15 protein-coding genes and 1 pseudogene are annotated in these 20104 nt (G+C 58.7%); 8 read left to right on the plus strand and 8 right to left on the minus strand.

Features of this window, described 5'->3' with window-relative positions:
• The first annotated feature begins 3 nt into the window (after positions 1-3).
• The 4 genes from aupA to AC13DJ_RS12010 all read left to right on the plus strand — a co-directional run bounded on the left by aupA (position 4) and on the right by AC13DJ_RS12010 (position 7698).
• Positions 4-1338 carry an alkane uptake protein AupA gene (aupA, locus tag AC13DJ_RS11995; RefSeq protein WP_482933918.1) on the plus strand — a complete coding sequence of 445 codons (1335 nt, stop codon included), beginning with the start codon at positions 4-6 and terminating at the stop codon, positions 1336-1338.
• Positions 1339-1351: 13 nt separating this feature from the next.
• A complete protein-coding gene (locus AC13DJ_RS12000; RefSeq protein WP_482933917.1) occupies positions 1352-4735 on the plus strand; it encodes an Ig-like domain-containing domain in 3384 nt (1127 codons plus the stop codon).
• 163 nt (positions 4736-4898) lie between these two features.
• On the plus strand, positions 4899-7196 hold the full coding sequence (locus AC13DJ_RS12005) for a molybdopterin-dependent oxidoreductase (RefSeq protein ID WP_482933916.1): 2298 nt from the start codon (positions 4899-4901) through the stop codon (positions 7194-7196).
• A gap of 43 nt (positions 7197-7239) precedes the next feature.
• Entirely contained in the window at positions 7240-7698 is a 459-nt protein-coding gene (locus AC13DJ_RS12010; RefSeq protein ID WP_482933915.1) for a DUF2489 domain-containing protein, read from the plus strand.
• A gap of 7 nt (positions 7699-7705) precedes the next feature.
• Here the strand turns inward: AC13DJ_RS12010 and AC13DJ_RS12015 are convergent.
• The 3 genes and pseudogenes from AC13DJ_RS12015 to AC13DJ_RS12025 all read right to left on the minus strand — a co-directional run.
• Positions 7706-8587: pseudogene (locus AC13DJ_RS12015) on the minus strand (HDOD domain-containing protein); the annotation flags it as partial.
• 14 nt (positions 8588-8601) lie between these two features.
• Entirely contained in the window at positions 8602-10677 is a 2076-nt protein-coding gene (gene recG, locus AC13DJ_RS12020) for an ATP-dependent DNA helicase RecG (protein WP_482933914.1), read from the minus strand.
• 8 nt (positions 10678-10685) lie between these two features.
• Positions 10686-11645 (minus strand): hydrogen peroxide-inducible genes activator, encoded by a 960-nt coding sequence (locus AC13DJ_RS12025; RefSeq protein WP_474539858.1) that lies wholly within the window; start codon positions 11643-11645, stop codon positions 10686-10688.
• A gap of 76 nt (positions 11646-11721) precedes the next feature.
• Here AC13DJ_RS12025 and AC13DJ_RS12030 point away from each other — a divergent pair, with 76 nt between their 5' ends.
• Positions 11722-12591 (plus strand): NAD-dependent epimerase/dehydratase family protein, encoded by an 870-nt coding sequence (locus AC13DJ_RS12030; RefSeq protein WP_288371217.1) that lies wholly within the window; start codon positions 11722-11724, stop codon positions 12589-12591.
• Here the strand turns inward: AC13DJ_RS12030 and AC13DJ_RS12035 are convergent.
• The 4 genes from AC13DJ_RS12035 to gmk form a co-directional block, all read right to left on the minus strand.
• A complete protein-coding gene (locus tag AC13DJ_RS12035) occupies positions 12584-12970 on the minus strand; it encodes a RidA family protein (RefSeq protein ID WP_022988806.1) in 387 nt (128 codons plus the stop codon). The genes AC13DJ_RS12030 and AC13DJ_RS12035 overlap by 8 nt on opposite strands.
• A 78-nt stretch (positions 12971-13048) precedes the next feature.
• A complete protein-coding gene (locus AC13DJ_RS12040) occupies positions 13049-15190 on the minus strand; it encodes a RelA/SpoT family protein (protein WP_482933913.1) in 2142 nt (713 codons plus the stop codon).
• A 175-nt stretch (positions 15191-15365) separates the two neighbouring features.
• Entirely contained in the window at positions 15366-15578 is a 213-nt protein-coding gene (rpoZ, locus tag AC13DJ_RS12045) for a DNA-directed RNA polymerase subunit omega (protein ID WP_022988808.1), read from the minus strand.
• A gap of 106 nt (positions 15579-15684) precedes the next feature.
• Complete coding sequence (gene gmk / locus AC13DJ_RS12050; protein ID WP_482933912.1) at positions 15685-16317, minus strand: guanylate kinase; 633 nt, start codon at positions 16315-16317, stop codon at positions 15685-15687.
• 148 nt (positions 16318-16465) lie between these two features.
• Here gmk and AC13DJ_RS12055 point away from each other — a divergent pair, with 148 nt between their 5' ends.
• From AC13DJ_RS12055 to AC13DJ_RS12065, 3 genes are all read left to right on the plus strand, one after another.
• Positions 16466-17344, plus strand: coding sequence for a universal stress protein (locus AC13DJ_RS12055; protein WP_482933911.1), 879 nt, complete (start codon positions 16466-16468; stop codon positions 17342-17344).
• A 145-nt stretch (positions 17345-17489) separates the two neighbouring features.
• Positions 17490-17783: a type II toxin-antitoxin system RelE/ParE family toxin gene (locus AC13DJ_RS12060; protein WP_482933910.1), complete on the plus strand. Its 294-nt coding sequence runs from the start codon at positions 17490-17492 to the stop codon at positions 17781-17783.
• A gap of 14 nt (positions 17784-17797) precedes the next feature.
• Positions 17798-18127 carry a HigA family addiction module antitoxin gene (locus tag AC13DJ_RS12065; protein ID WP_482933909.1) on the plus strand — a complete coding sequence of 110 codons (330 nt, stop codon included), beginning with the start codon at positions 17798-17800 and terminating at the stop codon, positions 18125-18127.
• 648 nt (positions 18128-18775) lie between these two features.
• Here AC13DJ_RS12065 and AC13DJ_RS12070 read toward each other — a convergent pair.
• Positions 18776-20101, minus strand: coding sequence for an IS1182 family transposase (locus AC13DJ_RS12070; protein ID WP_482933941.1), 1326 nt, complete (start codon positions 20099-20101; stop codon positions 18776-18778).
• Positions 20102-20104 lie beyond the last annotated feature (3 nt).

Here is a 20104-nt window from a genome sequence, read left to right on the forward strand (position 1 = left end):
TCAATGGCCCCCTCTCCCCGATTTTCCGTACGGGCAGTGTCCCTAGCAGTTGCAGCAGTTTCCGCCAGCCTTACCATGAACGCCTCGGCGAGCATGGGCAACCTGGGCACCACTTACGGCGTAATGCCCATAGATGTGGCAACCGCCCAGTCGCTGTCCATGTTCAACGACCAGGTATCCGTCACCTACTACAACCCCGCGTCTCTCACCAAGGACACCCGGGGTGAGCTGACTACCGGCATACTGCACGCCGAGCAGGAGCTGCGTTCAGCCAACCCCAATGCCAACGGCGATGTACTGGCTAACTCCCCCAGCCAGCACGTGCTGATCGGCATGAAAACTAACCTGGGTTCCCTCACTCGCTTCAAGCACCCCATTTATCTGGGCTTTATTGCCGGTGTGGAGAAGTACGGTAAGGAAATGCTGGCGTTCAACTCGCAAACTTCCGAGAACGGCCAGTTCCTGCAATATGGTAAAGAGCCGCTGTTCCTGAACGTGGGTGGCGCTACGCCGCTGTGGCGCGGCATTTCTGCTGGCCTGTCTGTCCGGGTGACCCTGGATGCGACGGCGCAGCTGGATGCGGTATCCACACTGGGCGGCGAAACCAGCCGCGAACGCCTGGCGGTGAACGCAGAGCCCGCCATGAAGACGATTCTGGGCACCACCGTAGATTTCGGTAGCACCTTCTGCCCGGACAGCGACTGTTTCCTGAACGGCTGGGAAGCGGCCTTTGCTTACCGCACCAAGTCTTCCGCTTCCACCACGGTAGACTCCAACATCATCGTTACCCAGACCATTCCGGACCCGGGCCTTAGCCTGGCAGTTTCCACCATCGACTCCTTCCAGCCGGAAACCTATGTCGCCGGTATGCAGTACGCCGGTGACGGATGGCGCGTAGGTGGTAGCGTGGAGCAGCAGAACTGGTCCGAGCTCGGCGATGCATTTGATAGCGATACCATTCGCATGCAGAACGGCGTGAATGGCCCGAAGATCGAGTTCGATGACATCCTGATCCCACGCATCGGTGCGGAATACCAGCTCAGTGAGCACTTCGCCCTGCGCGGCGGCCTGGCCTATGAAGAATCTCCTCTGAAAACCACCCGTAACCCGGACCTCAACTACCTGGATACCGACAAGATTGTGGTGGGACTGGGCGTGAGCGCCACCTACGACCGTACCCGCCTGCTGGCTTACCCGGTGCGCCTGGACCTGGGCTACCAGTACCAGCAACTGCAGGAGCGCGATTTCACCCTGGTGGATTACGACGGTAACGAAACCGACGTAACCGCAGACGGCGACGTGCACGTAATCAGCGGCTCCATCACCCTGAAGTTCTGAGGAGAAGCAGGCCATGAAACAATTCAAGACCCTGGCACTGATTCCCGCCATGCTGCTGGCAGCCTGTGGCGGCGACAGTGATACCCAGACCATGAAAGAAAAAACCACGCCGGGCGCGATGGTGTATTCCTTCCCGATGGACGGCCAGAACGATGTCAGCCCGAAAGCGGATATCGTTCTGCGCTTCTCCCATGCCGTGGTGGATGATGAAGCCACCCTGGCAGAAAAGATCAAGGTAGAGTCTGACGGCGCTGCCGTAGCCTTCACCGTTAAGATCATTGATGGTGGCAAAAGCCTTAAGCTGGAACCCGCAACTGCCCTGGCAAGCGGCAGCGACTTCAATGTCAGCTTCAGTGAACCCCTCGCCGCAGAAGGCGGCCGGACTATCAGCACACCCAATGCCGTTGGCGAAGATGGCATACAGTTCAATACCCGTGCCGAATTCAGTGGCGTTGCAAGCCTGGGCACCACTTCCGACCAGTTCGGTGTAGCCTGGCAGGTGCCGGCTAACGGCAGCGCTTTCCAGGCCATGAACTTCTCCACGTTCCGGCTGGCCATGACCCAACCGGTCCATCCGGAGTGGGAGCAGCTGGGCGGTAGAATCGAACTGCTGGACCAGAATGGCGAAGCCGTGCCTGCCACCGTACTGGTAAAAGGTAACCGCATCACCGTCGACCCCTGCGTGGCAGACCGTTGCGGCAGTAAGGAAGACATTCTGGCGGCCGGTGAAACCTACACCCTGAAGCTCAGCAACCTGGCCAGCCTAACCAACAGCGCAGAAGACAACCGCTTCTCCGCTGAATACAGCTACACACCGCGGGACACAGGCCCGACGGTGATGCTGGAACAGCAAGCTGTGGACTCCAACGGTGGCGCTATTACGTCCGTTCTGAATGACGAAGCGGTAAACGGGGTTGTTCTGAACTCTGTTCTGCAGGGCGTAACCGACTCCTCCCAGCAAACCGGCTCGCTGTTTGCTGAACTGGCTTACTCACCAAGCTTTGAAGCGAATGAAGCGCTGCCACTGCGGATTCCGAAAGGCAGCGTGCTGGAAAGCACCAGCCTGAACGTTAAAGTAGGCGGCAAGGTTCAGGTTCTGGACGCTGCTACAGGCGACAAACAACAAACCGGAACCATCAAGGTAACCATGCTGTCGGATGCGTCCGGCTACATGAGCCCCAACCCCTACACCGATGACCTGAACGCTCCGCGACACATCACCCTGTTTATGGATGTATCCATGAACACCGAGGAAGCACAGCCGAACGCTGCGCTGTCCCAGGATCTGATGGGCGTGGAACTTCGTGGGATCGCCCTGGTTCAGGACGGCGTACTGACCATCGACGCCATCGGCATGGTTGAACCCAACCTGCTGGGCCAGGAGTTTACCGACTCCACCATCGCCTTCCAGCTAAAAGCTGCTACCGACGTAAACTCGGCACTGGATGCAGAAGATGACTGGCTGCGTGACCTGGACACCACGCCGCCACAACTGGTGAGCTGGATGCCGGGCGCGGAAGATGCCATTCCGGCTACTCGTCAATCCATGCAGCGGCCGGGTGACCCGATGATTCTGTTCTTTGATGAGCCGCTGGATCCGGCTTCAATTGAGAACGGAGTAACGCTCAGTGCTGACAACACACCTGTAGAGAACCTGAATATTAAACTAGACGGCACGGCTCTGGTGATCAACCCGGAAGGTGGCCTTGAGCACGGGGTTGAGTACAGGGTAGATGTAAACGGCATCACTGATCTGGCGGGCAATGTTGCTGCAGTATCACCGCTCAACTTCAAGCTTGACCCGATCGACGATGATAACAGCACTGTGGTGCAGCGGCCTCCGCTGGCCCTGACAACCTACCCAGGGTTCCCCTGTGAGACCAATTTTGAACGCATGAATCTTTTGGAGGGTGCGCTTGGTGAGTGCTATTCGATCAAAGAGCCCGGGCACAACAAAGGTGATGCCCCGCTTGAGGTCGACCTCTTACCCGTCAGCACAATGCCCGAGGATCGCCCGATTACTGTGGTGTTCTCCCAGTCCATGAATCCGGAATCTATTCGACTCGGAAAAGACGGCACCTTTATCGTAGAGAAAATTACGGTGAACGAATCCGGACAACCGAACGAATCCGAAATCGGTAGCGGAGAAATTGTTGAAGGTCGCCTCGAATTCAACAACCAGCAGATTCGATTCTTCCCGAATACGCCATGGCAACCGGGCGAGTTTTATCGCTACACCATGAAATCGGTAGAGGATGATGATGCGAGCACATGTGCGCTGGAGACTCCGACTTCCGTATGTGGCACTAATGGCATCGCACTGAAAACTGACATTCTGGAAGGACTGGATGATGGTGAAGGCGCCAACGGTGCAGACAACCTAACCATTTACTTTGAAGGTACAGAGAAGCTGGAAACAGTTTTCACTCCGCTCAGAAACTTCCCGGTCCGTGATACCAACTCGAACTTCCTGATTGATTGTGAAGATAATAATGACGAAAGCTGCCTCGAACCATTTGGTAAGGCACACTCCGACGGAAGTGACGAAGAGGGTTGGGATGCTTCAGCAAACTCCACAAAATTGTCGGTTATTGGCAGAAAAGCGACCGCTCGGTTGTTCGATACCGGCAGTACAGGTGTTCCTCTTACTGACCCTGCCGCTAGAGTCGGATGTGAAGCCGGGACAACAGGTTCCGCCATATTGGACAGAGGTGAACCACACCCGGACTGTCCTCGGAATAAGTTCATTTATCAGACTTACGCTCTGAACACAGAGGTAGTAGGACCGGGAACTTATGACCCAACTCCAGAGGCCCCAGATAGTGGCGATGAAATTGAAGGAATCAGAGTCAACCTCTATCCCACGCTTCTGACCACAAGCTCTATAAGTGTATTCACACAATTAGAGGTCTTGGGGCTGCTACTCCAAGAGGAGTCCATCACAAACACCCAAGTATTAAGAATGCGCTACGCTAAGGATGACCCCACTTGTACAAGTGACTGCAGTCGCAACTCGCTTATACCTGGGGTTATCACTGAAGGCGATCAGGGGCAGCCTATTTTCGTAACAAGCGCTGAGCTGCTCATTGATGCTCCGGACATGGAAATACCACTAGGTGGTACCCATGACCTTTATGGAAGACCCTTCACCTTAAAGCTCGAGGGTGACATAACATTTTTCGATGATGGTCGCATGCAGATCGAGCAGCGCAATACTAATCGAGTCGGAGATAATGACGAACTCTTGGTGACTGCAGATGCCCTTGGCATCGAAAGCGCCGGAACTGCAACAATACGCCTGCCCCTAGAAATCCCGGTCGGCGGTACCTACCTGAACTTCATCTCCAACCCGGTAAAAGACCTGCCGGCCCAATACGAGCAGCAAACCGCTCAGTAAGTTAACCAGGTAATACGGACCCTCCTCAGGCCAGCCTTCGGGCTGGCCTTTTTTGTCGGGCTTATCGGGTCACATTTACAAAAACCCTTTTCCCATTGCGGTTCTTTTCCTGATAATCTGGTTTCAATTTGAAACCTAAAAACAAGAGTTCCGGAGATTCCTTATGCACAACGGCACCCACTACCGCACCTGCCACCTTTGCGAAGCCATGTGCGGCGTGGCTATCGAGGTTCAGAACGGCAAGGTTGCCGCTATCAAAGGCGACGAAAACGACCCGCTCAGCCGGGGACATATCTGCCCGAAGGCGGTGGCACTGCAGGACCTGCATGAAGACCCGGAACGGCTGCGCCGGCCGGTTCGCAAAACCGCCACTGGCTGGGAAGAAATGAGCTGGGACGAGGCCTTCGACCTGGTCGCCCGGCGGCTGCATGAGGTGCGCAAGGCCCATGGCCGGAACAGTATCGGGGTGTATCTGGGCAACCCCAATGTGCACAACCACGGCGCCGCCATGACCACTACGCCGCTGCTGCGGGCCATAGGCAGCCAGAACCGCTTTTCAGCCACCTCGAACGACCAGCTGCCCCATATGCTGGCCAGCCTGGAGATGTTCGGGCACCAGGTGCTGTTCCCCATTCCGGATATCGACCGCACCGACCTGTTTATCTGTATCGGTGGCAACCCCATGGCCTCCAACGGCAGCCTGATGACGGTGCCGGATTTCCGGGGCCGGGTGAAGGAGCTCAAGAAACGTGGTGGCAAGCTGGTGGTTATCGACCCGCGCCGCACGGAAACCGCCCGCATTGCCGATGATTTCCATTTTATCCGCCCGGGCACCGATGCCCTGCTGCTGATGGCCATGGTGCACACGCTGTTTGCGGAGAACCTGGTCAGTACCGGCGCAGCTACCGGCCTGGTGAAAGACCAGGACCTGCTGCGGCTGGCTGCCCTGAGCTTTACGCCGGAAGCCGTCGCAAGCCATACCGGCATCAGCGCCGACACCATTCGCGGCCTGGCACGGCAGCTTGCCACCACGCCAAGGGCAGCCCTGCACACCCGAATGGGGACCAGCACCCAGGCCTTTGGTGGCACCACCACCTGGCTGGCTTACTGCCTGAATATCCTGACCGGCAAGCTGGATGCCCCGGGCGGGGTGATGTTTACCCAACCTGCGGTGGACCTGGTAGCGCTGGGCGCTCTGGTGGGCCAGGGCGGCCACTTCGGCAACCGTTACAGCCGGGTGCGCAAGTTGCCGGAATTTGGCGGTGAATACCCGTCCAGCACCATGGCCGATGAAATCCTGACCCCGGGCGAGGGACAAATTCGCGCCTTTGTAACCGTGGCCGGCAATCCGGTGCTGTCGAACCCCAATGGTCAGCGCCTGGATGAAGCCCTGGCCGGGCTGGATTTCATGGTGTCGGTGGATTACTACCTGAATGAAACCACCCGCCATGCCGATGTGATTCTGCCGCCCACAGCGGCGCTGGAGCGCAGCCATTACGACCTGATTTTCAGCATGATGGCGGTTCGCAACCAGGCCAAGTACAGCGAAGCCCTGTTCGAACCGGCACCGGACAGCCGCCACGACTGGCAGATCAACCTGGAACTGGCCCACCGCCTTGAGCGGCAGCGCAAGGGCGGGAAGTTGCCATTGCAGGCGGAACTGGGCTGGCAGGCGTTCAAGAAGCTGGGGCCAGACCCGATCCTGGATGTGCTGCTGCGCACCGGCCCCTACGGCGCCAACCCGGGCCGGGTGGGCGGTGTGATCAAGCCGGTGCTGGACAAGGTGCTCGGCATCCTGCCGGAACGCCACCCCCTCAAAGGTCTGGCACGGCTCAGCCCGCTGAACCCGCAGTGGCAGCACATGCCCAAGGGGCTGTCACTGTCCGCCCTGAAGAAATCCCTCAGCGGGGTGGACCTTGGCCCGCTGCAGCCCACCCTGCCCCAGCGGCTGTTTACCCGGGATGGCAAGATCAACCTGGCGCCGCGCCGCTACCTGGCGGATGTGGGGCGCCTTCAGGCCCTGCTGGACCAGCCTGAAGCCAGCGCCAGCCTGCAGCTTATCGGCCGTCGCCATGTACGCAGCAACAACTCCTGGATGCACAACAGCCAGCGGCTGGTGAAAGGCAAAAGCCGCTGTACGGTGATCATGCACCCGGAAGATGCCCAAAACCGCAAACTCGAAGACGGCGCGCAGGTACAAGTACAGAAAGACGGCAGGGCCGTGGTGCTGCCGCTGGAGGTATCGGAAGATATCATGCCCGGAGTGGTGTCGATTCCCCACGGCTGGGGCCATAGCCGGCCCGGCACAGGGCAGTCCATTGCCAGCGCCCACGCCGGTGCCAGCATCAACGATATCCTGGACGACACCGAAACCGACCCGGTTTCTGGCACATCGGTACTGAACGGGCAGGCAGTGGAAGTGAAAGTCTGGCAAACTGGCGCCCAAAGCAAACAGGCCTGACCCACCGGGCAGGCCTCGCCATTCATTGATACGAGGTTCAACAATGCCCAGAGGACTGCAACTGTCGTTTATTGTTGTCGGGCTGGTGGTGATCGGGATTTTGCTGTTCTACATCTGGCGGCAATCCAGGGTGCTGAACGAAAACCGGATGCGCCAGAAGAAGGCGGAAGAGTTCCAGGCCAAGCGGCGCGACGAGATGATCGAAAGCATCCGCATTATTGCCCTCGCGGTGGAAGAAGGACAGGTGGAACATTCTGAAGCCTGCCTGCGCCTGAAGGGCCTGCTGGATTACGTGGCCCCGGAACTGCTGGACCAGGCGCCCTACCAGGTGTTTCAGGAAGTGCACGACAAGATCCAGCACATGCCCACCCACCGCGCCCGAAAGGCCACGGATGCCAAGCTGGTTCAGAAGATGGACAAGGAACGCTTCGCGGTAGAACGGCAGCACGCCGAGGATGTGCGCAAGGCGGCTACCGCCATTCGCCATTACCGGTTCGACTGAACCGTAGTTACCGGGCCAGCGGCATCATTCCGGCCATGGCCATGATGCCGTCCCGGTTATGAACCAGCGCATCAAACTGCTGCTCTACCCTTTGCCGGCTCAGACCCAGTTCTTCAAAAACAGACTGGGGCACCGGCTCTGCCCGGCCCGGCACCACTCCCCGGGCGGTTAGCAACTGCCGGCCCAGCCAGACAATACGGGCCAGGTAATGATGAGGGCCGCTGTAGTCAGCATCCGCCTGGTGCCGCACCGCCAGGGTCACTTCATCGGGCATGCCCCAGTTCTCCAACAGGCGGGCGGCGATCTGTTCCCGGCTGAACCCCATCAGCTTCTGCTCCTGGGCCGCTCGGTCACCGGCCGGGTTATCTCCCTGCCAGCGCATCAGTTGCTCGTGGTAGGGCGGGAACACCTGCACCAGCACCAGGTCGCCAAAGTTGTGCAGCAAACCGGCCAGGTAGGCCAGCCCGAACAGGGGCCGCTTTGTTCTCGGCATCATCCCGGCGAGGATTCCGGCAGACTGGGCTTGCCAGGTGGCTTGCTGCCAGTAGTCCCGGTAGCCTTCGGGCTGATCCAGCGGCGCTTTGAGGGTACGGCCAAGGGCAAGGCCCATGGCCAGGTTCATCACGGTATCGAAGCCCAGTACCCGGGAGATGGCATCGTGCACCGAGCGCACCTGCCCGGCGGAGGCGTAAAAGGAAGACGATGCCCAGCTCACCACCTGGGCGGCCAGGCCCGGGTCGCTCTCCACGATGTCGACCAGGTCTCCCATGACGGCTTTCGGGTCTGACCGAAGGCGCATGATGCGCTGGGTGGTTTCCGGCAAGGGCGGCAGCTCCAGGGTATCTTCAAGGCGCTGCAGAATGCGCAGACTGGTGAATTTGCTGGAGGCCAGGAACTGCATGGTCAGACCTCTCCGTACCGGGTGTTTTCGCCGAGCCAGCGGCGCACCAGGGCTTCGGCCACGCCGGGCTGTTTCACCAGCGCCGGCGCCATTTCCTTGACTGGCTCTATCCAGCCCTTGTCCCGCTCGAAATCAGCCAGGCGGAACTGCATCAGCCCGGTCTGGCGGGTGCCCAGCACTTCGCCGGGGCCACGGATTTCCAGGTCTTTCTCGGCAATAAAGAAACCGTCCTGGCTGTCCCGCAGGGCCTGCAGGCGGGCTTTACCATTATTCGACAGCGGCGGGTGGTACATGAGTACGCAAAAGCTGGCCTGGTCGCCCCGGCCTACCCGGCCACGCAACTGGTGTAGCTGGGCCAGGCCCAGCCGTTCGGGGTTCTCGATGATTATCAGCGATGCGTTGGGCACATCCACCCCCACCTCGATTACGGTTGTGGCCACCAGCAAGTCCAGCTCGCCGTTCTTGAAGCGTTCCATCACTTCGGCTTTTTCCTGGGCTTTCAGGCGACCATGCACCAAGCCCACTTTAAGATCCGACAAGCGCTCGGAAAGTTCCTGGGCCGTCACTTCGGCTGCTTGGCACTGCAGGGCTTCGGATTCTTCAATCAGTGTACACACCCAGTAGGCCTGGCGCCCCTCCCGGCAGGCACTTCGTACCCGTTCTATAATATCGTCACGCCGGCTGTCGGGCAGCACGATGGTCTCTATGGGTTTACGACCGGGGGGCAGCTCGTCGATCACCGACGTATCCAGGTCAGCATAGGCGCTCATGGCCAGGGTGCGGGGAATGGGTGTGGCGGTCATGATCAGCTGGTGCGGGGCCAGCGAGCCGCCTACGCCTTTTTCCCGCAGGGCGAGGCGCTGGTGAACCCCGAAACGATGCTGCTCATCCACAATCACCAAGGCCAGCCGGTTGAACTTTACGTCATCCTGAAACAGGGCGTGGGTGCCGATAGCTACTCGGGCTTCGCCGCTGGCAACCGCCTCCAGGGCCTCCTGCCGGGCCTTGCCTTTGACCTTGCCAGACAACCACGCCAACCGGATGCCCAGGGGCTCCAGCCAGCCCCGGAAATTATTGTAGTGCTGTTCGGCAAGGATTTCCGTGGGCGCCATCAGGGCCACCTGGGCACCGGCTCCGATGGCCTGCAGTGCGGCCAGGGCCGCCACCACGGTTTTACCGGAACCGACATCCCCCTGCACCAGCCGCAACATGGGCAATGGCTGGCTCAGGTCCTGCCGGATTTCCTTCATCACCTGGCGCTGGGCGCCGGTCAGGCTGAAGGGTAATTCTTCCAGAAAACGTTCGGTCAGATCACCGGTAGGCAGCAGGGGCAAGGCCTGCCGGGCCTGTATCTGTTCCCGCACCTGCAGCAGGCTGAGCTGGTGCGCCAGCAACTCTTCCATCACCAGCCGCTGCTGAGCCGGGTGCCGGCCTTCCACCAACTGGGGTACCGGGGCACCGGCCGGGGGCTTGTGGACCAGTTTTACGGCTTCGGTAATGCCCGGCAGCTGGTAGTCCGCCAGCAGTTCCGGTGGCAACCAGTCTTTGATGGGGTAACGGTCCAGGTACTGCAGCGCCTGCTGGCACAGCCCGCGCACCCGGGGCTGCTGTATGCCTTCAGTGAGCGGATACACCGGGGTAAGCGTGGCTTCATCACCCGCCGGCATGGGCGGCGGGTTCACCTGGTATTCGGGGTGGTAAAACTCGTAACCGGCGCGGCCCGGGCGGACTTCACCAAAACAACGTACCCGGGAGCCCTCGGTCAGCTGGTTACGCTGGGCGGCATTGAAGTGGAAAAACCGCATTACCAGAAAACCGCTGTTGTCCCTCAGGGTGACCTGCAGGCTACGGCGCCGGCCCATCACCAGGTCGGTTTTCATAACCTCCCCTTCCACCACCGCAACATCGCCAATGCGCAGGCTGCCCATGGGGATTACCCGGGTGCGGTCCTCATAGCGGTGAGGAAGGTGGAACAGCAGGTCCTGTACGGAATGGATGCCGAGTTTTGCCAATGTTCCCGCCAGGGCGTTTCCTACGCCCTTGAGCTGGGTAACGGAGATGTCTTCCAGTGACGTCATAGTGGCACTCAGGCGCCTTTGGCAACCGCCGGCGTTTCGGTTTTGGCTTTTTCGATCACCCGGCACTGGCTGGCCGCCAGCGACAGCACATCAATGGCCTTGGGCCGCGGGAAAGTCACCCGCCAGGCCAAAGCCACGGTCCGGAAAGGCACCGGCGCGGCAAACGGGCGAACCGTCAGGATATCTTCGTGGTATTTCATTCCGGTGGCCGCAGACAGCGGCAACACGGTAATACCAAGGCCGGATGCCACCATGTGGCGGATGGTCTCCAGGGAGCTACCTTCGGTCACCAGGTCCGGTTTGTCACCATCTGCCCGCTTGGTAATGGCATCCACCAGCGGCGGGCAGGATTCCAGTACCTGGTCCCGGAAGCAGTGGCCCGGGCCCAGAAGAAGCAACTGCTCACGAGACAATTCGTCTGCGGTTATCTCGTCTTTTGCAGTGAGCGGATGATCCGCCGGCAGCAATACCACGAAGGGTTCGTCGTACAGCGGCATGGTGACCACTTCCGGCTCTTCGAACGGCAAGGCGATGATGATAGCGTCCAGGTCTGAATGGCGAAGCTTCTGGCGCAGGTTAGCGGTGTAGTTCTCTTCGATATACAACGGCATTTCCGGCGCCGCCCGGCGCAGTTCCGGCAGCAGGTGGGGGAACAGGTAGGGGCCGATGGTGTAGATGGCCCCCACTTTCAGCGGTGAGTTCAGCTGGTTTTTGCCGTCCTGGGCCATGTCTTTGATCACGCCCACCTGGTCCAGCACCCGCTGGGCCTGCTCGATGATGCGCTGCCCGGTTTCGGTTACCCGGATGCTGCTTTTGCTGCGTTCGAACAGGGGAATACCGAGTTCGTCTTCCAGCTTCTTGACCGCCACACTGAGGGTGGGCTGGCTGACGTGACAACGCTCGGCCGCGCGGCCAAAATGCCTTTCCCGGGCAAGCGTAACAACGTATCGTAACTCGGTGAGTGTCATGGTGAGCTCCGGTCGGATCGATCAGGTCGAAGTTTCACATACTTTATCAGCCAAAGCATAAGGATTGAAATTGTCTATGGCAATGACAGATCGCAACCCATCTGCACGAATTCTGGTGGCCGGCTGCGGCAAGCTTGGTGGCGACATTGCCCTGGCCCTGACCGGCGCCGGCCAGGTGTACGGTTTACGCCGCAATCCGGACAAGGTTCCGGCGGGAATTACCGGGATCGGCGCAGACCTCACCCGGCCGGAAACCCTGCAAGGCAAGCTGCCGGACAACCTGGACATTGTGATCTACTGCCTGACACCTTCAAGCTATGATGGCGAGGGCTACCACAACGCCTATGTCGCTGGCCTGCAGAACCTGCTGGATGCCATCGGCAACAACCCGCTGACCCGCCTGTTCTTCATCAGCAGCACCAGCGTGTACGCCCAGGACGACGACAGCTGGGTGGATGAAACCAGCCCCGCCGAGCCGGACCGGTTTACCGGCCAGCACATTCTGCAGGGCGAGCAAACGGCACTGAACAGCATTCACCCGGCTACCGTGGTGCGCTTCAGCGGCATCTACGGCCCTACCCGCCAGCGGTTCCTGGAAGAAGTGCTGGAAGGCCGGATGAACCCGCAACCACCGGCACCGTTCAGCAACCGGATTCACGAACAGGATGCCGCCGGGGCCATCGCGTACCTGGGCCAGCAGGCATTGCAGGGCCAGGAGCTGGAAAACCTGTATATCGGCAGCGATTGCGAGCCGGTGCGACTGGATGAGGTGGTGAACTGGGTTCGGCAGCAGGTGCCGTGCAAAGATCCGGTAGAGGGTGCCCGTAAGGGCGGACGTGCGGGGAGTAAGCGGTGTAACAACCAGCGGTTGCTGGCCAGCGGTTTCGAGTTCCGGTACCCCGACTACAAGGCGGGATACCGGGAGATGATCAACAACCTCAGCTGAGCACCATTACCGCTTCCATTTCCACCGGCACGCCTTTCGGCAGCGCTGCCACGCCTACGGCGGCGCGGGCCGGGTACGGCTCCTGGAAGTAGGTGGCCATGATCTCGTTCACCGTGGCGAAGTTGGCCAGGTCGGTCATGTAGATGTTCAGTTTTACGATGTCTTTCAGTTCACCACCAGAGGCTTCGCACACAGCCTTCAGGTTTTCGAAGACCTGACGGGTCTTGGCGGCAAAGTCACCGGGCACCACTTCCATGGTTTCAGGGTCCAGGGGAATCTGGCCAGACAGATACACGGTATCTCCGGCTTTGACTGCCTGGGAGTAGGTACCAATCGCCTGCGGGGCGTTTTCGGTCTGGATAACAGATTTATTGGTCATGACCTGCGTTTTCCTCTCGTTCAAAACGCCAATCCTCTCCCTTCAGCGTGGCGACTGTCAACCACGCTAAAGTCGCACTCAGTGGCGAACCCGGCTGATGTGAGTAACCGCACGGATATTGCGCACCCGGCGCATCACCCGGGCCAGGTGCCGGCGACCATTCACGTGCACCACCAAGCTGACAATGCCGAACCTGGCATTCTGGTCTTCCACATTGATGCGTTCGATATTGCCGTCGGCCATGGCTACGGCGTTGGCCACTTCGGCAATCACACCGCGCTGGCGCTCCAGTTCTACCCGCAGCTCTACCGAGAATTCATCGGTGATGTCCTTGGCCCACTTCAGGTGGGTCAGACGGGCGCGCCCTTCGTCGTCTTCCGGCAGGCTGGAGCAGGTGTCGGAGTGGATTACCATCCCGTTGCCGGAATCCATAATACCCACCACCGGGTCACCCGGAATGGGTTTGCAGCAACTGGCAAAGCGCACCAGCATGCCTTCGGTTCCGCGAATAGTCACCGCGCCCTGCTTTTCGGCCGGGGCGTTTTCCAGGTTGGCGGTGGTTTCCAGCCCTTCACCGCCACTGACCAGCTGCCGCGCCACCAGGTAAGCCATTCGATTACCCAGGCCGATGTCACTGACCAGGTCATCAAAACTGTTCACCTGGTTATGGCTGACCACGGCCTGGCGCTGGACTTCGGTAATGTCCGAAAGCTTGGCGCCAAAGCCTTTCAGGGAACGCTTGAGCAGGGTACGGCCCAGCTCCAGGGATTCTGCACGCTTGCGGGTTTTCAATACGTGGCGGATGCTGCTGCGGGCCTTGCCGGTTACCACAAAGCTGAGCCAGGCCGGATTGGGCCGGGCGCCCGGTGCCGTAATGACTTCTACCGTCTGGCCGCTTTGCAGGGGCTGGCTCAGGGACGCCAGGTTGCGGTTAACACGGCAGGCCACCGTGGCGTTGCCAATGTCGGTATGGATGGCGTAGGCGAAATCCACCGGCGTTGCCCCGCTGGGCAGCTCCATAATCCGGCCTTTGGGAGTAAACACGTAGATTTCGTCCGGGAACAGGTCGACCTTCACGTGTTCGATGAACTCCATGGAGTCGTCGGCCCGCTCGCGCATTTCCATCAACCCTTTCACCCAGCGGTCCACACGGCACTGGTTGATGTTGGTGACGCCGGATTCCTCGTTCTTGTACATCCAGTGGGCAGCAATACCATTGTTGGCGATGTGCTCCATTTCCTCGGTACGGATCTGGATTTCAATGTTCACATGCATGCCGAACAACGTCGTGTGCAGCGACTGGTAGCCGTTCGCCTTGGGCATGGCTATGTAGTCTTTGAAACGGCCCGGCAGGGGCTTGTACAGGCTGTGCACGGCGCCCAGGATGCGGTAACAGTCGTCTTCCGTGTCGGTGATGATGCGGAAGGCGTACACATCCATGATTTCATGGAAAGATTTCTGTTTGAACTTCATCTTGTTGTAGATGGAGTTCAGGTGTTTTTCCCGGCCCAGTATCCGGCCCGGCAGGCCGCGCTCTTCCAGCTTTTCCTGCAGTTTACCCCGGATATCGTCGATAATTTCCTTGTGGCTGCCCCGCAGCTTGGCCACCGCTTTCGAGATGTACTTGGAGCGCATCGGATACAGCGAGGAAAAGCCCAGGTCTTCCAGCTCGGTAGAAATAGAATGCATACCCAGGCGGTTGGCAATGGGGGCGTAGATATCGAGGGTTTCGGTGGCGATGCGCTGGCGTTTTTCGTAGGGCATGGGGCCCAGGGTGCGCATGTTGTGCAGGCGGTCTGCCAGTTTTACCAGGATCACCCGAATGTCCTTGGCCATGGCCAGGGTCATTTTCTGGAAGTTCTCGGCCTGGGCTTCGGCCCGGGAGCGGAATTCGATCTGGGTCAGTTTCGATACGCCGTCAACCAGTTCGGCCACGTCTTCACCGAACTGTTCGCTCAGGGCGTCTTTCGGGATACCGGTGTCTTCGATAACGTCGTGCAGCATGGCTGCCATCAGGCTCTGATGGTCCAGCCTCAGGTTGGCAAGGATGCCGGCTACGGCCAGGGGGTGGGTGATGTAACGGTCGCCGCTTTTGCGCATCTGCCCTTCGTGGGCCTGTTCGGCGTAATAATAGGCCCGTCGCACCTGATTGATGCGATTGGTATCCAGATACGAGCTAAGCTCTCTGGCCAGATGTTCAACCGTTGGCTCTACCGACACCGCGCCTCCAATGTTTCTCTGAAAACCGGGGACAAAAAAGCCCGAATGCATGCATCCGGGCTTTTTTGTTGTCCTTCCGGCGGATTTCTATAGATACACTATAAAACCGCGCGGTCAGATTTCAATGCTTCTTAACGGTTGGCAGTAATTCTACGCACAACCGCAAGCGGGCATTTTAGTCTTCGTCGTCTTCGGTCAGCAGATCGCGAGTCACTTTGCCTTCGGCAATCTCGCGCAGGGCGATAACCGTGGGCTTGTCGTTCTCTTCCGGCACCATCGGCTCAGCACCCTTGGTGGCAATCTGGCGGGCGCGCTTGGTGGCCAGCATAACCAGCTGGAAGCGGTTATCTACGTTTTCCAGACAATCTTCAACGGTAACTCGTGCCATTATCTTCCCCGAACAAAAAGAATCACTGATTTAGCAGACCGCGTAGTTTACTGGCACCGGCTCAATTTGTATACAGTGGAAGCCACTATGCATGCCGGCACGCCAATCAGCCGCGGCCAGACAATCCCGACAGCAGGCTGGCGTGGCGAACTTGCTGCACGCCCATCTTCAGCCGGTGGCTACGCGCAATCGACAGGAGATCAGCCAGAGCCACACTGAAATCATCGTTCACCACCAGGTAATCGAACTCTGCCGCGTGGCGACACTCCTCTTCTGCCTCCGCAAGCCGGCGCTCCACCACGTCTGGCGCATCCGTACCACGGCCAACCAGGCGCTGACGCAGAACCTCGGCCGACGGCGGAACAATAAAGATGCTCACACATTCAGGAATCAGCCGGCGCACCTGTTCAGCGCCCTGCCAGTCGATTTCCAGGATGACGTCCTGCCCGGTGGCCAGGGTTTCCCGCACCCATACTTGCGAGGTGCCATAGTAGTTGCCGAAAACGTCTGCATGTTCCAGGAAGTCACCCCGGGCAATCATCGCCTCGAACTCGTCCCGGCTGACGAAGTGGTAGTTCACCCCGTTCTGCTCGCCTTCCCGCATCGGGCGGGTTGTGTGAGACACCGAAACCCCCAGCCGGGAATCCTGGCGGAGCATTTCCGACACAAGGCTGGTTTTACCCGCGCCCGAAGGGGCGGAAATCACAAACAGGGTACCCTGCTCACCGGCCTGACTCATGGCGTGATGACTCCTGAACAACCGTTTGCGGCCACTACGGATGGCCAGAAAGCGGCAAATTATACGGGGTTTGACTTATCTCCGCACCCCGGGTGACTTTCTGCTGATAGTATTGGAACAAATTCCACGTTAGCTGACGGATACCGACATGGACAAACTGCTGATCATCATGGACCCCCAACACAAAGACCAGACCGCACTGACCCGCGGTGTTGAACTGGCCCGGGCAACCGGTGCCAGTGTGGAAGTGGTGGCGTTCGTGCATGACTACCTGGACGCCCTGCCGGGCGACCCGGAGGTACAGAACCGGGCCAAGAAGGCGCTGATGGACCTTCGCCAGAAATGGCTGGAACAGATGCTGGCGCTGGCCGACTGCAATGACCTGAAGATCAGTGCACGAACCGTCTGGGAAAAGCAGATTCACCTGTGGGTCATTGCCCAGTGCCAGAAAGAGAAAATCGGCGCCGTGGTCAAAACCGGAAACCGCTCGGAAACCTTCCTGTACACCCCGACAGACTGGCACCTGCTGCGGGAATGCCCGGCGCCGGTGATGCTGGTGGCCGAGCAGAAATGGAACAAGGCCCGGCCGATCCTGGCTGCGGTGGACCTGAGCTCAGATAAAACGGTCAAAAAAGCCCTGAACAACCGGATTATCGACCAGGCCTGGCACCTGGCCAAAGCCCTGGGCACAGAGCTGCACCTGGTGCACGCCCTGCATACCTCGGTGATCCTGGCAGACCTGGACATCATCGACCCGGTTGCCCACGCCCGCAAACGGGAGGCGGCACTGAAGCCCCACATTGAACACCTGTGTAACACCTGGCACCTGGCGCCGGAGCAGGTTCATATCGCATCCGGGCCGGCCCAGAAGGTGATCCCCAGCGTGGCCAACAAAATCAAGGCCGACATGATAGTGATCGGCACCACCGGCAAAACCGGCCTGGCCGCCAGGGTGATCGGCAATACCGCCGAGAAGGTACTGACTCATTTGCGGACGGATTTGCTGGCTATCAAACCGGCGGAGTAACCATTACCCGCCAGGGGGTGATTCCATCGCAACAGCCCGGGGCGTATGGGCTGTGATGCTGGCCATACAACAGAAACTGCACGCAGACTCAGTTTGACGCACAAACCCATTGTGCATAGAATGCACAAAAAACACTCAGAAAACTATGGCTATCGAATTCAGGGATGAATGGCTGGAAACTTTCTACGAGGAAGATAGTGGCCACAGAAAAATACCAGTGACTATTGAAAGCGCACTGTACAGGAAGCTCCAGATTCTTGATGCAGCAACGCAGGAGTCAGACCTCAGGGTTCCGCTTGGGAACAGGTTCGAACACCTGCTGGGCAGGCTCACCGGATGGTGCTCCATACGGGTGAACAAGCAATATCGTTTGATATTTCGCTGGGAAGACGGGATTGCCCGGGATACGTATCTGGACCCTCACGCTTACAAGGGCTAGGGGAGGTAAAAGTAATGAGAACGACAAAGCGTCGCCCAGTGACCGTCGGCCAGATGCTGCTAACAGAGTTTCTGGAACCAATGAACATCGAAATCCGGGAGCTGGCAGAAGCTATGGGCGTACACAGAAACACCCTGAGCCGGATCGTGCATGACAAAGGCGCCCTGACCGCGCCCATGGCTATCAAATTAGCAGCAGCGCTGGGGAACAGCCCGGAATTCTGGCTGAACATACAACACGCCGTCGAGATCTGGGACGTTCGGCATCGGGCTTATGCACAGGAAGCCGAAAACGTGCGGCGAGTGAAGGCCCACCCAAGCAACGCCAGAGCTGCCGCCAACTAATTACCCAGAGGAACCTTACTCCAGGTTCTGCACCTGAATATTGATTAATCTTTAGCTTTTCGTTAATTATCAGATATTTATAAATTAATGACATACAGAAAAAATAGACATACTACCCAGTTTACTCCCCACATCGCCAAAAGCACCTTCTTCTGAAGCACCCAGGAGAGACCACATTTACACACCACTACCATCGGTTCTTCAGTGACTTTTGAAGGCACTCGATGAAATAATCTTTAACTGGCCGAATCCTGGACCCTTGTCTCCTCAGAAGCGGGGCCGGCGGAGCCAACTCGGCAACCTTCCTCTCAATCATTCTCTCAAACGAAACGATAGCATCTTCATCACTTTCGCCATCCAAGGCGTCACTGTGGATACGTATCACCTCTTCAGCAAGCGCCCATAAAAGAGTCTCTGACCATTGAATGAGTGTAACTTCCGCCGCTTGAGCATCTAGGAGTCTGCGCGGCAGAAGTATTTTGAGCAAGTGACCCCGCCGCGTCGAATCACAGTTCGGCCCGAGAACGTATCCACAATATCCAGCCGAATAGAGTCTCGATTCTCTCTATTCAGTCAGTCAAGACGGTTATCAGCGAATGCGTTATCGTAGTCCGATCACTCAGTACGCCCAAGGATCCCTCGGACCCTCTATGTCAGCCTCATCAGTGAACTCATCCGCCTGAGATTAAGCGACAGACAGACCAGATCCCATTCACCCTGCACGGCGTGAAGGCCCCGCAGACTGAACTGTCGGAAGCCCAGAACATGCTTGATCCAGCCGTTGACCGCCTCAACCAGATGCTTGCGCTGAGCGTAAACCGATCGCCCGGTTGCCGTGGCCAGCTTCCCGGCCATCCGGGCGCTGGCCGGATAACGGCTCGCGTCTATCTCTGAACTCTTCTTGCCCTCCCGGCGCAGCGAGACATAGCCGTCGATGCTTTTGTCTTCCAGGGTCTGTAGATCTTCTTCTTTACGGTAACCCGCGTCAGCCAGACACTGATCCGGATAGGTTTCCAGAGTGTCTTTTGCCTGATCCAGCAGTGGTATCAGACAGCCATTGTCACTGGGATTATTGCCCAGGTGGTTGGCGACAATCAGCTGGAATTCACCATCCACGGCCAACTGGCCGTTGTAGCATTGCTGGAACCCGTCCGCCGTTTTCATAATCCGGCTTTGCGGATCGGTAAAATTGCTCTGATCCTTGTCATCCGGAACCCCATAATCCCGCTTGAAGTTCGGGCCCCCGCGAGGTGAGCGCCGATCATCGTCCGGGGACCGACCCCGGGCCTTGTCCCGCTCTTTCTGGTCTGCTTCCAATTTCTCTTTGGCGGCACGAATCTTGTCCAGCCGCGCCTGCCGGTACTGAAGCTCTTCAGGCAGTTCATCACCCCGGTTATCCGGGCCGAACTGTCGGTCTTCCGACTGGTCTGTCTGACGCGCCTGACGACAAAGTGCATCGATCTCTTTCGATAAACGATCGTCTTCCTCGCCCATGCGGCCATAGCTCATGGCCTTGTGCTTGCTGGCATTAGCCCGAACCTTGGTGCCATCAATCGCCAGTGTTCCCAGCGTGATCAGCTCCGCTTCCCGGGCAATCCGGACCACCTGAATAAACACGGCCTTGAAGGCAACCAAATGGTGTTTGCGGAAATCACAGATCGTGCGATGCCTGGGGAAGTTGCCTGCCGCCAGAACCCGGAAGGCCACGTCTTCTTCCAGCTTCCGGGCGATCTTGCGTGAAGAGAAAACGCCGGTGGCGTAGGCGTAGATCAGAACCTTCAGCATCATTCGTGGATCGAAGGGCGAGTTGCGTCGGCCGTTGCCTTCGTAGCGGGCATAAAACGCACTTAAATCCAACTCCTCGACGACATCACTGACAAAATAGGCCAGATGCCCCTCAGGCAGCCACTCGTTCAGGCTCGGGGGAAGAAGCAGTTCCTGGCCAGGCGAATACGGGCGGAAAGTGGTTCCCATCAG

It is taken from the genome of Marinobacter sp. L-46 (genome assembly GCF_056859535.1).